Here is a 12,424-nt window from a genome sequence, read left to right as displayed (position 1 = left end):
ATCGCCCGGCTCGGCGGTTATCTCGCCCGCGCCAGCGATCCGCCGCCAGGCAATACCGTCATGTGGCGCGGGCTATCACGCCTCACCGACATCGCGCTGGGCGCCATGGTCGGAGGAGAATTTGTGGGTAATTGAAAGCCTCACCGGGTGCTTAGCAATCTGGTGCGGCTGCCCAAGCTGATCGCGGAGACCGGCTGATGGCAAAGGTGCCCGGCTTCGCCAAGGCCTTTGTCGGCCGCTGGCGCATCGTCGAGATGGACGTCTGGGACAGCGACTTCCTCGATCTTGTCGAAGAGGCGCATCTCACCTTCCAGGGCAAGTCCGATGGCGAAATCGCCTTTGGGGCTCTCAAGGGCTTCCTGGACGTGCGCTACGGCACCCGCGACGGATCGGCCTGCGCCGAGTTCTCATGGGAAGGGCACGACGAGAATGATCCGTCCTGTGGTCGCGGACGGGCTATGATCGGCACTGCGGGCAGGCTCGTCGGCCACTTCTATATCCACAATGGCGACGATTCAGCCTTCGTTTGCGAACGCGGCTGAGTTCTTCAACAGCCTGCTAGGTGGCATCGATCAACAGATAGGGCCAGTCACCCTCGATCGGGCGATTGAGGAGGGCCTTCACCTTGTCGTCGATCTCACCGCACAGCCGCGACACTTGGCTCTTGGAGATCCCGCTCATGCCCATGGCCTGCACCAGATCGTCCACCGAGCGGGTGGAGACGCCCTGGACGTAGGCCTCCTGCACCACGGCGGTGAGCGCCTTCTCGGCCATCCGCCGCGGTTCGAGGAAGTCCGGGAAGTAGGAGCGTTTGCGTAGCTTGGGAATGCGCAGTTCGACGGTGCCGGCACGGGCCTCCCAGTTCCGGTCGCGGTAGCCGTTGTGCTGAGCCGTTCCTGGCTCTTCTCCCCGTAAGCCGCCCCGGTCAGGCCTTCGACTTCCAGCTCCATCAGGCGGTGGGCGGCAAAGCCGATCATCTCGCGCAAACAGATCGGCGTCTGGGGTCTTCTTCACGAGCGCGCGCACGGGCGGCGGCGATCTAGGTGAGACTGGGCTCTCATCCTGATTGTCGCGCTACCGGGCCACGCCCGCATCGCACTAGCCGTCGTTGTGTACCAACTGAAGGAATTGGTCCGGCAGGTCGAGGCCATCGAGCGCGAGCTAGCGCAGATCCAGCGAGTAAATCCGATGGCGAAGTTGCTGTGCTCAATTCCCGGGATCGGTCCCATAACGGCCGCGGCTCTCGCCGCGACCGTACCGGACGGAACAATGTTCCGCTCCGGGCGGGAGTTCGCGGCCTGGCCTGGCCTGACGCCTAAGCAGCATTCGAGAGGCGAGAAGGATCGGCTCGGCCGGATTACGAAACCGTGCGATTCCCTATCTCAGGCACTTGCTTGTCATCGGAGCACGTAACGTCGTTCGGTACCCAAAGGCACGCTCCCGGGTTGAAGGCGGCTGGATCGAAGGCTTTTGAACGGCGTCGGCCCATGGTCGTCGCCATCGCCGTTGCCAACAAGTTGGCCCGGATCGTCTGGGCAATGATGACGACCTGGGAATTCTATCGGCCTAAGCTCGCGGCCTGACTTTGCGCGTATGTTGGCCACCTTATGGTGTGAGGGCAAATGACAGCATGATGGACACCGGCGGAGCTGGGGATCGAGCAAGCCCGCAGAGCTCTAAGCGCAACAAGTGCGCCCCGTTGATGAGGCCTCGATCCGCGATCTCCATCAGGGCCAGCGGCCATGGCATCGGTCGCACTAACAGGCCGTATACATAAAAGCACCCGACCGGTATCAAAAGTGCGGCTGAAATCCCGTGCATCCGCGCGGCCGTCTATACATGAAGCTTTCGATGAAGGCGTTCTGCATGGGCTTGTCCGGCGCGATGTAGTCCCAGGCGACGCGGCTCTGATCGGACAATGTCAGGATAGCGTTGCTAGTGAGCTCGCTGCCATTGTCGCTGACCACCATCTTGGGCCTTCGGCGACCAGCGCCAGGCACTCGCCCGTGCAATCGCCGCGCTCGGTCATCAGCCGGTCCAGTTTCCGCGCCACCCGTGTGCCCGAGAGCGAGGTAATCGACCACGGTCAGGATACGGAAGCGGCGGCCATCGGTGAACTGATCCGACCGAAGTCGAGCGACCAGCGATCGTTGGGAGCTATCGGCACCATCATCGGTGCCTTGGTCCCGATCGCCCGCCTGCGACCGCCACGGCAGCGCACCGCGAGCCTCTCTTCGTGGTTGATCACTTAGCCTGCCCGCTTGAGCAAAATATGCAGCGGACGATAGCCGAAGCGCCGGCGCTTCTGGACGATCGCCCGCATGCGCTGGCGAAAGCCGCATCGTTCGCCCGGGTCGTCTGGTATCTCCTGGTCATGCTGACGCCGTGCTTTCGGCACAGATCAGCGACCGAGACGCCGGCCTCGTGCTCCTTCAGTATCCCGATCAGTATCCCGATGATCTGCTCGTCCGAAAAGCGGCTGCGCTCTGGTCCTTGTCGTGGGCCAGAGCGAACTTCAAACTGGATTAAATCCCTGGGCAAGGTCACCGATCCTGCTTTTTCCACCAGCTGTGCCGATACTTACAAAGCGATTTGACGTAATATACGAGATCTCTCTTGTTTGCCCTTCATACAGGGCACTTCAAAATCCTCTCGCCTGAGTCCTCGCCGTTGCTAATTAGCTCTCAAATTCGCCCGCGACTTTCTGACTCAGTAAGACTACCTGCGCGTGAAGAAAGTTGCGCGGCTCACAGCTCATGGCGCGAAGCAAGCACAAGCAAGTCAGTATGGCCGTGGGGGAAGATCAAGCAGTTGTTGCCCGATGCCCGTGTCGCCCAAAAGCCGGTCGGCCACGCGGCTGCAGTCTGACGCGCCTGCAGTCAGTCGTTCCTTCGAACGCCGTAGCGGATCGGCCAGGCCGAACAGCTGATCACACCCCGTCATGGACGGCTTCGGCACGCGCTTTCCTCCGTGAACTCAGACTTGCAAAGCGGAGCGCCTGGGCGTCAGCGATCCTTCTTTGCTCGTGTGAACGACGCTTGCTCGCTTAAAAGCGTCGCGTTCTACCGTCAAGGTGAAGAAATTCGTTCTTTGAAGCGCCACATTGCAGAAATGCGGCCAAATAACGACTCTACAGTTCGGCGAGCTTTTCACTTCGGCGGTTATCATGAGTCATGATGGGGCAAGTAATCTGCCTTCCCACTTCACAAACGCTCTCGCAAAGCTTTCGGGAGGGATCTTGAGTTGTCTCCGAGAAGGCGGCGTTCAAGACACCATTCCGGAATAGGCTGAACATGCGAGATGACGTCCTGAGAGGTTGGAAAAACGCGGCGTGGCCCCCCGAACACGGCGCAGCTTTGCGTTTGACGAGTAAGCGCCGTGAGCGGCGCGCGGCGCCCATCGCGACGTGGGACCGAGAAAAGATCATCGCGCCGGAGTTCGTTAGCCCGATCGCACCTAAGCTTGGTGTCTGTCTCTTGTGGGCTGCAAAGGATCAAGTTGGTGGCGCGCCAAGGTGAAAAAGCGATTCAGCGATTGGCGACTCACTGAAAGCAACGGTCCGCGAATGAAGCTACGTAACGACGGAATACTGTGGACCGGTCCTGCGACCGTGTTGATGCTTTTGGTGTTGTTCGTTCCGCTCGCATTTGTCGTGGTCACGAGCGTTTGGACACCGGCAGGCCTGTCGCTGGCGGCGTACCAGCGGCTGTTCGGGAGCGCGTTGTTCCTGAAGACTTTCTGGAGCACGTTCGAAGTCAGCATTTCCGCCTCCCTGGTCAGCTTGCTGCTTGGTTACCCAATCGCGATGCACCTGGCACGGCAGACCCCGCGAATGCGGTCGATCTACATGGTAATCGTTCTGGTGCCGTTCTGGACAAGCGTGCTGGTCAAGACCTATGCGTTCCTGGTGCTGTTCGGACGAAACGGACTGATTAACCAAGCTCTTTCCGCCATCTTTCAAATGAACATCGAGGTGCCGATGCTCTTCAACCGGTTCGCTGTGCTGGCCGGTATGACCAACTACCTGATTCCGTTTGTCGTCTTTCCCGTCTTGGCAAGCCTGCTCGCCATCGACCGATCGCTGTACATGGCTGCAGAGGTCTCGGGCGCGAAACCGGCGCGCATTTTCTTTCGGATCACGTTGCCGCTCAGCGTGCCCGGCGTGCTGGCCGGCGCATTCAGCACGACGGTCATGTCACTGGGTTTTTTCGTGATCCCGGCGCTGCTGGGCAGCAGGAAGGAAGCGATGATGTCCAACCTGGTCGACTTCTACACGCGTGAGGTACTGGACTGGAACATGGCGTCGGCGATCGCCGTCATGCTGCTCGGCACAGTAACCCTTGCGGCATTGGGGTCGGACCTATTCATGAAGCGCGAATCCAGGAGCCGAACGCCGAAGGCGGTGCCCGCATGACACAAGTGCCGAAATGCACCCACTCGCAAAAGGCAAGAGGGATCATTATTGACCGGCTCGCGCGGCGCTATGCGGGGCTGCGCAATGCGATGGCCTTCGTCGTTTACGCTTTTACCCTGTTGCCGACGTTGATCGTGATCCCGATCTCGTTCGGGGGCGCCGGTGAGATGAGTTTTCCGCCCAGCAACTGGACGCTCGAACTCTACGAACAGCTGTTCTCGTCTTCGGCTTGGGTGAGTTCGATACTTCAAAGCACCAAGGTTTCGTGTCTGGCGACATTGTTGGCGATCTTGATCGCTGTGCCGGCCGCATATGGCCTCGGACGCTTCGATTTTCCGGGCAAGCGCCTTGTGCTGTTCCTGGTGATGAGTCCCATGGTGGTTCCGGTCGTTGTCACGTCACTTGGCCTGTACCTGTATTTTTCGCGTTTGCACCTCGTCGGAACCACGATCGGTCTCGTCCTCAGTCACGTCGCTTATGTCACTCCCTTTGTGGTGATCACGGTTATGGCTGGCGTGAACAAGCTGGATCCGGCACTCGAACTGGCGGCCTCGATCATGGGCGCGAAACGCCTAGCCGTGCTACTCAAGGTAGTTCTACCGCAGCTTCGGCCATCCATCATCGCCGGGGCCCTGTTCGCGTTCCTGATGTCGTTCGATGAAGTAGTGATTGCATGGTTCATCACCAGCCCAGAAACGACGACGCTGCCGGTTAAGATGTATACGAGCGTGCAGTGGGAAATCTCACCGATCATTGCCGCAGTCTCGGCGCTGCTGACGATGCTCTCGATCGTGTTTTGCTGCCTTTCAATTTTTCTCCTGCCGGGCACGGCGGAGCCCTCGCGCTGATAGATGCAGGAGGAACAGGTGTCATACGTTACGGTGAGCATGGGTTCCGATGAGGTGTTGGTTCCCGATTCAAAACAAGATTCCGCAGCGGACACAATGCCCGCGATCAACATGAAGGCCAACATGATCGCACTTGAAGGAGTGGGGAAGCAATACGGGGGCGTGCAAGTGCTGCACCCGATCGACTTGGCCGTGCGCGAAGGAGAATTTGTCACCCTGCTCGGGCCGAGCGGGTCTGGCAAAACCACTATCCTTAGCATCATCGCCGGCGCTATCGCGCCGACACAAGGCCGCATCATACTGAATGGCAGGGATGTTTCAGCCGTGCCGCCCCGGGAGCGAGGCCTGGGCATGGTCTTCCAGAACTATGCCCTCCTGCCGCACCTGAGCGTCTTCGACAACGTTGCCTTCCCCTTGCAGGTTCGCGGCCTTGCGAAGGGCGAGATCGCGAGCCGCGTGGCCAACGCACTGGAGCGCGTCGGACTGGTCGGGTACGAAAAACGAAAGCCGCGTGAGCTGTCAGGCGGCCAGCAGCAGCGCGTGAGCATCGCCCGCTGCATCGTCTATTCCCCGTCCGTGATCTTGATGGATGAACCACTGGGCGCGCTGGACAAGAAGCTGCGAGAGCAACTGCAGGCGGAGATTAAGCGTCTCCATAGGGACCTTGGCACGACAGTGGTTTACGTTACGCACGACCAGGAAGAAGCCTTGGACCTGTCGGACCGTGTGTGCCTGATGAACGGCGGCCGGATCATGCAGGTAGGCACGCCGAATGATCTTTACTTCGAACCAGTCAGCGAATTTGTCGCGGACTTCCTAGGTGAGTCGAATCTTCTGGAGGGAGCGGTCACGGCAGTCAATACCGTGACCACGCGGGACGGAATGGTCCTGGGGGTGCGCAGCACCGAAGGCTGTTGCGTCGGCTCCCCCGTCAAGGTGCTGATCCGGCCAGAGAAGATCGGCATGACCGACGCCGGCGCGCCCGCCATCGCGACCCAGCGCCATAACGTGACTTCGGGAAAGATCGCACAGGCATCATTCGCGGGCGGCACGATGCGCGTCGACGTCCTCTGCGAAAAGGGCGCACGCCTTCGGCTCAAGACGGTTTCGTCCAGGGCTTCCGAGCTCGTCGGGGCGCCGGTCGTGGTGAGCTGGGCCACGAGCGATGCAATGGTGCTCAAGAATTAGCGGACCTCCCGAACAAGTTCTCGCAAATCTGCAACAGGCATCGCACGACTATTCCGAACGACCGTCCCAACTGACTCAACGCAAGGAGGATGCCATGTCATTCAGCGAAAAGACGAATCTGCGGCGCCGTACATTGCTTCAGGCCGCGGGCGCCACGCTCTTGTCCGGCGCGATCGCCGCGCCCATGATCGCGCTCCCTCGAAAGGCCCTCGCCGCGGGGAGCCTAGTGGTGGTGACATGGGGCGGACGGTATCGGCAGGTCGCCGAGGAAGCGTGGTTCAGACCCTTCGAGAAAGAATTCGGCATCCGTGTGATCGCGTCCGACACACCCGATCTCGCGAAGGTCAAGGCGCAGGTCATGACCAACAACGTGCAGTGGGATGTGTTCGACGCGACCGGCGTGCAAATCATCACTGGATCGCGCGATGGATTCTGGGAGCCGATCGACCCGACTCTGTTCAAGACCGACGACCTCATTCGTCCCCTGACTAAGTATAGCGTGCCGTATTCCGGCTCCGTCGGAGGCATTGCATGGGACAACAACAAGTTCCCCGACGGCCAGCACCCGGAAACCTTTGCCGAGTATTTCGACTTCGAGAAATTCCCCGGGCCGCGCACGCTGCGCAATCGCGCCTTCGAGATGATGGAGATCGCGCTCCTGGCCGATGGCGTGCCGCAGGACAAGCTCTATCCACTGGATATCGACCGTGCGTTCCGTTCGCTCAAGCGCATCAAGCCGTACATTTCCAATTGGGTCGAGCAAACCCCACAAACCGTCACCCTGCTGGCGACCGGCCAGGTGAACTTCACCTATACCTATCCGTCGCCCCTTCTTGCCGGGCAGAACGCGGCCAAGTCACTAAGGTTCTCATACAAGCAGAACCTGTCCAGCTTCAACTATCTCGTCGTCCTAAAGAACGCGCCGAACAAGGCCGCCGCCATGAAGTACCTGCAGTTCGTGACGCGACCGGACCGGCAGGCCGCATTCGCAAACGCGTACATCGGAATTCCACCGGTCAGTCGGTCTGCGTATCCGATGCTCTCCGCCGAAGCGCGCCAGTGGCTGCCCGACGTCAACAGCAAGACGAGCGTGCCGCTAGACGAAGCCTGGTGGGGGGACAATTACGACGAAGTGACAACGCGATTCAAGGAGTGGCTGCTGAGCTAGCCGGATGGAACCCTGCTTCCTGAGCCGCGGCGCGGATTCGACGCGCCGCGTTGACGAGTGAATCTCTGACTTGTTCGTGTCTGGAAGGGCCGCGAGCCGGAGGTGGTCGCAGCTTGGCTTTACGTCGACAGCAAGCTCTCGCGCACACGCTATGGAGGCCGACTGGATGGCTGGCCGCGATAGTTCCAGGCGCCACTATGGAGTTACGGCCGTAGATGCCCCGCTCTGGAGGATCGCCCATCCGAAACGCCGCATTTCGCGAAAATTTCGGTCGCTAATCTCTTTAACCTCTGCTCGGGCTCACGCATACGGGCGTATGCCATACCGATGCATTCACCCTGTCGGTCGACGATGCGGAAGGCTGGTTCCCGTGATCCTCAGCCATGAGGCAGCCGGCGTCGTGGTGGAAGTGGGCAAAAGTGGGCAAGTATGTCACCGGCGCCAATCAACCAGTCTGAACTGATGGAGTAGACCGTGTCACTTACTGGCGATATTGGAACGTTTTTAGCTGAGCTTTCGTTGAAAAGCCTTCCTGATGATGTCACCGAAAAGGCGCGCACCTGCCTGCTGAACGGCTACGGCATGGCGCTCGCCTGTCACAACATCGCGTCCACGCGCGTGGCCCGGTCCGCGGCCCTCGCGCTCGATGGCGAAAGCCCGAACGGCGCCACGGTTCTTGCCCATGGCGGTAAGGTCTCCGTGTCGAACGCGGTGCTCGCGAACGCGGCGCTCTTTCATGGGCGCGGGCAGGAGGACACCGTCGGCGCCGTTCACGTCGGCGCGATGGTCATTCCCTTGCTCACCGCGCTGTTCGAAACGCGGCGGCTGCCGATGGAGCGGTTCATTCCCGCGTTGGTGGCCAGCTATGAAGTGGGTGGCGTGCTCGACGATGCCTATGCGCAGTTCAGCACGCCGCGAGGCTTGAGGTCCTCGCCGCTTTACGGCCCCATGGCTTGCGCCGCCGCGGCTGCGAAGGCGATGGGCTTGCCCGCCGAACGCATCGCCGCCGCGATCGGCAATGCTGCGTCGCTGGGCGGCGGCGGCATGCTGCAATGCTTCGCTGACGGCACGGATGAGTGGGTTTACCAGATGGGCGTGGCGAGCAACACGGGCCTCGCCGCCGCCGAACTGGCGAGGGCGGGGTCGCTCACCGCGCCGCACGCCATCGAAGGCAAGCGGGGTTTCGTGAGCACGTTCGCGCAGAAGGAATGCGAAGCCGACGCCATCGCCTCGAAGTTCGGCCGGGACTGGGCGATCCATCGCGTCACTTTCAAGCCATACCCTGCCTGCGCGTCCAACCAGACCGCGGTCGCCGCCGCGCTGGAGTTAAGCCCCCGACTCGATGGTCGGGAAATCGAGAGCATACGCGTGCGCCTGAACCCCTACGACTGCGGCAGCTCCGGCGGCATGTACCTGAAGGGGCCGTTCAGCACGTCGTCGATGACGGGCCTGAGCATTCCGTTCTGCGTGGCTCTCGCGCTGCGGCGCGGCGCGCCTACGATGGCGGCTCTGTCCAACTTCAACGACGCGGAGGTGAACGCGCTCGCGCAGCGCATCGACCTCGTCGCCGACGACGCAGTGCCGCGGCTTTGCAGCGTGATTTCCGTGGACCTCGCAAACGGCGACAAGGTGGTCCAGGAAAAGAAGGCGACCACGGAAACCTACAACTTCGATCGCCAGGCGGTCTCCAGCCTCATTCGCCGGATAGGGGCCGAGGAGGGCGTTCCGCGGAAGGCCTACGACCTCATCGAAGGTTTCGTGGCCGGATTGCCGCGCGCGGACATCGCCGACGTGATCCATGCATTCGTACTTTGCCCATCAACCTAGGAGTCAAATCATGCCCAAATTCGCCATCTTCTCGACCGCCAACTTCGACAATGCCGAACAGCGAGACAAGGTGTTGCCCGTGTTTCGGGCGCATGCCGAGCGGTGCCTGAAGGAAGAGCCCGGTCGCGCTCTGGACTTCAAGATCCTGAAGGACCGCGACGATCCGACCAAGTCGCACGCGTTCGAGCTCTTCGAGAGCGAATCTTCATGGGCCACGCACCATGAAGGGCCTTCGGTCCAGATTCTGCGCAAGGACTGCGCGGCGGTCGGCTACGACACTCGCAGCAGGATCACGGCAATATATCTTCACGTTGCGGACTGATCGCGTGGCGCTCCATTCCACGACGGGCGGCCTTTAGTGGGGGTATTGGCAGGGTACACGTATGTCGTCGGCGCCATGTTCATGCGCGCCGGCGGCCGATACCGATCCCTTCCAAGCTCAGTTCATGGGCTACGGCTGCGGCGTGTCGGTGTTGCTGCCACTCGTCGTGCGCTCCGGCGCCAACACCTGGCTTCTCCGCAGCATGGCCAGCCAGTTCGTGCGGAGCCGTGCATACCATCGCGTTGAGCGTGTGATTCGTCACCTGAACCAAAAGAAGGAGCTTGGCGAGTACCCGTCGAAAGCGCTTTTTCTCCGGTCGCGATATTCACTTGACGGGTCTCCTTGGCTGGTTGAAGTGCACGATCAGGCCGGTAGTGAATTCAGCGGCCGAGCGCCAGGTTTCCAGCCGAGTTCCCGCCGGGCACGAACGCCTCTGACACGACCGTTCGAGCCATAATAGTTAGGCTCGCCGAACTCGCGGATGGCCGCGTCCCTGGTGATGGAAACGACAGCGCCCCCGAACCCGAGCATGCGGCTCACGTACCCGGCCAATTCCCGCATTGTGCATTCGCCATCCTCGGCGAAATAGGATGCGCCGGCAGGCGCACCTTCCAGGGCTAGCAGGTACAGGTCCACCAAATCATCGATGTGCACGGTGGACATGACGTTTTCGCCGGCGCCGATGTAGACACCCGCACGATGCCGCGCCGCAAGCTTAATGTACGTGGGAGAAAACTGGGCGCTGAGGTTCTCGCGGCCGTTGCCGTCTCCGTAGACCACCCCCGGATAAATGACTGACGATGTCACGCCATCCCTGGCGGACCCGATAACCATCTTGTCGATGGCGACGCGGTTCACCCGACCAGCAGTCGGCTCGAACGGCGTTTGCTCGTCATAAACCTTCTCGGAGCGCGCGCCCCATGCGAGATCGGAGATCACGCTAACCCCGCTCGTGTGAATGAAGGACTTGTTGCTACCTCGAAGCGCGTCTGTGATTGCGGCGACAGACGCTCGATGCTCCGAGATGGACACATTGATCACTGCGTCTGACTCGCTTGAGAGCCTTTCCAGCAGTCCAGTGTCGTCCAGCGTGCCCATCACCGGGTCCATCCCAGCCTTGCGCAGCGCCGCGGCCTTCTCGTTCGAGCGGGCAAGGCCGGTCACCCTGTCGCCTCGCCGCAGCAGCGCGGCCACAACTGCTCCGCCGATATAGCCGGTCGCTCCCGCAACGAAGACCTTCATGGCCGATGCTCCTGGACGAGTTCGTGAGTATAACCGTCGGGGTAGCCGCGGCTGTCGTACTTCGCTTTCAAGAGCACGCCGGAAACCTTCGCGATGATCAGCTCAAAATACTGCGTGGCGGTGAACGAACCTTCGATCAAGTGACCGCAGATGGTGCGCTTGGGGCTGGAGCCCACGATATGGATGTGCGCATAAGGCGATCCGTGCTCCACGAACCCCGCGGCGCCGAAGCCCGTGTCGTAGCTGCTGCGGATCAACCCGGGGATGTCTTCGGCCTTGATCGACTTGTCCACCCAGCCCATGCCGATGATGCCGTGCGCGCTCACCTCCAAGCATCCCGGTACGTCCTCGTAGTGGATGCCAGCGGGCTGGCCGGGCTCCGCGGCGATCGCGTGCACGCGTAGGTTCTTCATGCAGCCGGTCGCATCCAGCAAGACGCCCGTCTTCACGTCGTTTTCCTTGCAGACGTCCCAGATGGCGTGAAGCAGGTCCTCGCCGTAGCCGACTTGCGCATAGATGATTTCGTCGATCTTACCCTTGACGGTGGGCCGCTTCTTCGTGGGAGCGTTTTGCACTTCATCAATCTCCTCTGTCATTCAACAACCCGATCAGTCCACAAGGGTGACCTTGATGAACGTGCACCTGAGTGTGTTCCAGCCGAGTGCGGCGGCTTCCTTGCGATACCTCTGGACAGACGGCCCGTCGTGATGAGTCGCCCACGAGTCTTCGCTTTCGTAAACCCCGAACCCAACCAGCTTCGTCTCGTCGCCATGCGGAACGAAGAGCCGATACTCGAGTGGCCGTCCAGACTCCTCTTTCATGCACCGTTCCAAGTGCGCCTTGATCACAGGCAACAGCTGGTCCCTCTGCCTTGCATCGTCGAATTGAGATGTGCAAATAAGTGCGAACCTGGGTATGATGTTTCCTTTCAGCGAGTTTGGATCATTTCTGGAATCGAATGTCGTCGGGAAGCTACATGCCGCCACCGGTTCGTCGAGTTGACATACCGAAAGGGGACGGACGGGGAACGAGATCGTTAGGTATCCCCGACCGTTTCTGACAGAATCGCCCAAATGGTAGTCAAGCGATATCTTGAGCCCGTCCTGGAACCAGTGTTCCACGATGACTCCTTTGGATATCGTCCCGGTCGGTCGGCGCATGATGCGTTGGCTGCGGCACGGCAGAGATGCTGGCGCTTTGACTGGGTGCTCGATCTCGACATCAAAGGCTTCACGACTCGGTCGACCACGAGTGGCTGTTGCGGATGGTGGTGCACAGGATCGCCGATCCTCGTATCCTACGGCTCATCGGGCTGTGGCTGCGAGCTGGCGGTCTTGAGAGCGGCGAGAAGCAACAGGCGGACAGGGGCACGCCGCAAGGGGCAGGCATGGCTCCCTGAACGCAAAAGATAACTT

10 protein-coding genes and 4 pseudogenes are annotated in these 12,424 nt (G+C 60.8%); 9 read left to right on the top strand and 5 right to left on the bottom strand.

The window, feature by feature from the left end; translation table 11 throughout:
• Window positions 1-197: 197 nt before the first annotated feature.
• Window positions 198-542 (top strand): hypothetical protein, encoded by a 345-nt coding sequence (locus FXV83_RS41340; protein WP_148745754.1) that lies wholly within the window; start codon window positions 198-200, stop codon window positions 540-542.
• Between the two features lie 19 nt (window positions 543-561).
• On the opposite strand, the pseudogene FXV83_RS41335 reads toward FXV83_RS41340, so the two are convergent.
• Window positions 562-1,026 (bottom strand): annotated as a pseudogene (locus FXV83_RS41335) (transposase); the annotation flags it as partial.
• Between the two features lie 174 nt (window positions 1,027-1,200).
• Here FXV83_RS41335 and FXV83_RS41330 point away from each other — a divergent pair.
• Window positions 1,201-1,418 (top strand): annotated as a pseudogene (locus FXV83_RS41330) (transposase); the annotation flags it as partial.
• A 423-nt stretch (window positions 1,419-1,841) separates the two neighbouring features.
• On the opposite strand, the pseudogene FXV83_RS41325 reads toward FXV83_RS41330, so the two are convergent.
• A pseudogene (locus FXV83_RS41325) lies at window positions 1,842-2,436 on the bottom strand (DDE-type integrase/transposase/recombinase); the annotation flags it as partial.
• A gap of 1,129 nt (window positions 2,437-3,565) precedes the next feature.
• Here FXV83_RS41325 and FXV83_RS41320 point away from each other — a divergent pair.
• The 7 genes and pseudogenes from FXV83_RS41320 to FXV83_RS41290 all read left to right on the top strand — a co-directional run bounded on the left by FXV83_RS41320 (window position 3,566) and on the right by FXV83_RS41290 (window position 9,767).
• Window positions 3,566-4,414: an ABC transporter permease gene (locus FXV83_RS41320; protein WP_148745757.1), complete on the top strand. Its 849-nt coding sequence runs from the start codon at window positions 3,566-3,568 to the stop codon at window positions 4,412-4,414.
• Entirely contained in the window at window positions 4,411-5,262 is an 852-nt protein-coding gene (locus tag FXV83_RS41315) for an ABC transporter permease (protein WP_148745752.1), read from the top strand. Before FXV83_RS41320 ends, FXV83_RS41315 begins: the two co-directional genes overlap by 4 nt.
• 3 nt (window positions 5,263-5,265) lie before the next feature.
• Window positions 5,266-6,450, top strand: a complete 1,185-nt coding sequence (locus tag FXV83_RS41310) for an ABC transporter ATP-binding protein (protein WP_235940613.1) — start codon at window positions 5,266-5,268, stop codon at window positions 6,448-6,450.
• Between the two features lie 133 nt (window positions 6,451-6,583).
• Window positions 6,584-7,618: an ABC transporter substrate-binding protein gene (locus FXV83_RS41305; RefSeq protein ID WP_210250803.1), complete on the top strand. Its 1,035-nt coding sequence runs from the start codon at window positions 6,584-6,586 to the stop codon at window positions 7,616-7,618.
• Between the two features lie 290 nt (window positions 7,619-7,908).
• Window positions 7,909-8,036: pseudogene (locus tag FXV83_RS41300) on the top strand (alcohol dehydrogenase catalytic domain-containing protein); the annotation flags it as partial.
• Between the two features lie 56 nt (window positions 8,037-8,092).
• Window positions 8,093-9,445 carry an MmgE/PrpD family protein gene (locus FXV83_RS41295; RefSeq protein ID WP_148745751.1) on the top strand — a complete coding sequence of 451 codons (1,353 nt, stop codon included), beginning with the start codon at window positions 8,093-8,095 and terminating at the stop codon, window positions 9,443-9,445.
• Between the two features lie 10 nt (window positions 9,446-9,455).
• The gene (locus FXV83_RS41290; RefSeq protein ID WP_148745750.1) at window positions 9,456-9,767 is read left to right on the top strand and encodes a putative quinol monooxygenase; all 312 of its coding nucleotides are present in this window, start codon (window positions 9,456-9,458) and stop codon (window positions 9,765-9,767) included.
• A 363-nt stretch (window positions 9,768-10,130) separates the two neighbouring features.
• On the opposite strand, the gene FXV83_RS41285 is transcribed toward FXV83_RS41290, so the two are convergent.
• Genes FXV83_RS41285 through FXV83_RS45620 form a run of 3 tightly spaced genes read right to left on the bottom strand, consistent with a single transcriptional unit; the run spans window position 10,131 to window position 12,130 of the window.
• Window positions 10,131-11,009, bottom strand: coding sequence for an NAD-dependent epimerase/dehydratase family protein (locus tag FXV83_RS41285; protein ID WP_148745749.1), 879 nt, complete (start codon window positions 11,007-11,009; stop codon window positions 10,131-10,133).
• Complete coding sequence (locus tag FXV83_RS41280) at window positions 11,006-11,605, bottom strand: PPC domain-containing DNA-binding protein (protein WP_148745748.1); 600 nt, start codon at window positions 11,603-11,605, stop codon at window positions 11,006-11,008. The genes FXV83_RS41285 and FXV83_RS41280 overlap by 4 nt, the downstream gene beginning before the upstream one ends.
• A 12-nt stretch (window positions 11,606-11,617) precedes the next feature.
• Window positions 11,618-12,130: a putative quinol monooxygenase gene (locus FXV83_RS45620; RefSeq protein ID WP_430648982.1), complete on the bottom strand. Its 513-nt coding sequence runs from the start codon at window positions 12,128-12,130 to the stop codon at window positions 11,618-11,620.
• Between the last annotated feature and the right edge of the window lie 294 nt (window positions 12,131-12,424).

Source organism: Bradyrhizobium hipponense (assembly GCF_008123965.1).
GTDB lineage: Bacteria > Pseudomonadota > Alphaproteobacteria > Rhizobiales > Xanthobacteraceae > Bradyrhizobium > Bradyrhizobium hipponense.
The sequence above is the reverse complement of the archived record's forward strand: the minus strand, read 5'-3'. Positions and strand labels throughout refer to the sequence as shown.

Coding starts and splice junctions, on each gene's coding strand:
- FXV83_RS41340 (WP_148745754.1), top strand. CDS start 198: ATGGCAAAGGTGCCCGGCTTCGCCAAGGCCTTTGTCGGCCGCTGGCGC.
- FXV83_RS41320 (WP_148745757.1), top strand. CDS start 3,566: ATGAAGCTACGTAACGACGGAATACTGTGGACCGGTCCTGCGACCGTG.
- FXV83_RS41315 (WP_148745752.1), top strand. CDS start 4,411: ATGACACAAGTGCCGAAATGCACCCACTCGCAAAAGGCAAGAGGGATC.
- FXV83_RS41310 (WP_235940613.1), top strand. CDS start 5,266: ATGCAGGAGGAACAGGTGTCATACGTTACGGTGAGCATGGGTTCCGAT.
- FXV83_RS41290 (WP_148745750.1), top strand. CDS start 9,456: ATGCCCAAATTCGCCATCTTCTCGACCGCCAACTTCGACAATGCCGAA.
- FXV83_RS41285 (WP_148745749.1), bottom strand. CDS start 11,009: ATGAAGGTCTTCGTTGCGGGAGCGACCGGCTATATCGGCGGAGCAGTT.
- FXV83_RS41280 (WP_148745748.1), bottom strand. CDS start 11,605: ATGACAGAGGAGATTGATGAAGTGCAAAACGCTCCCACGAAGAAGCGG.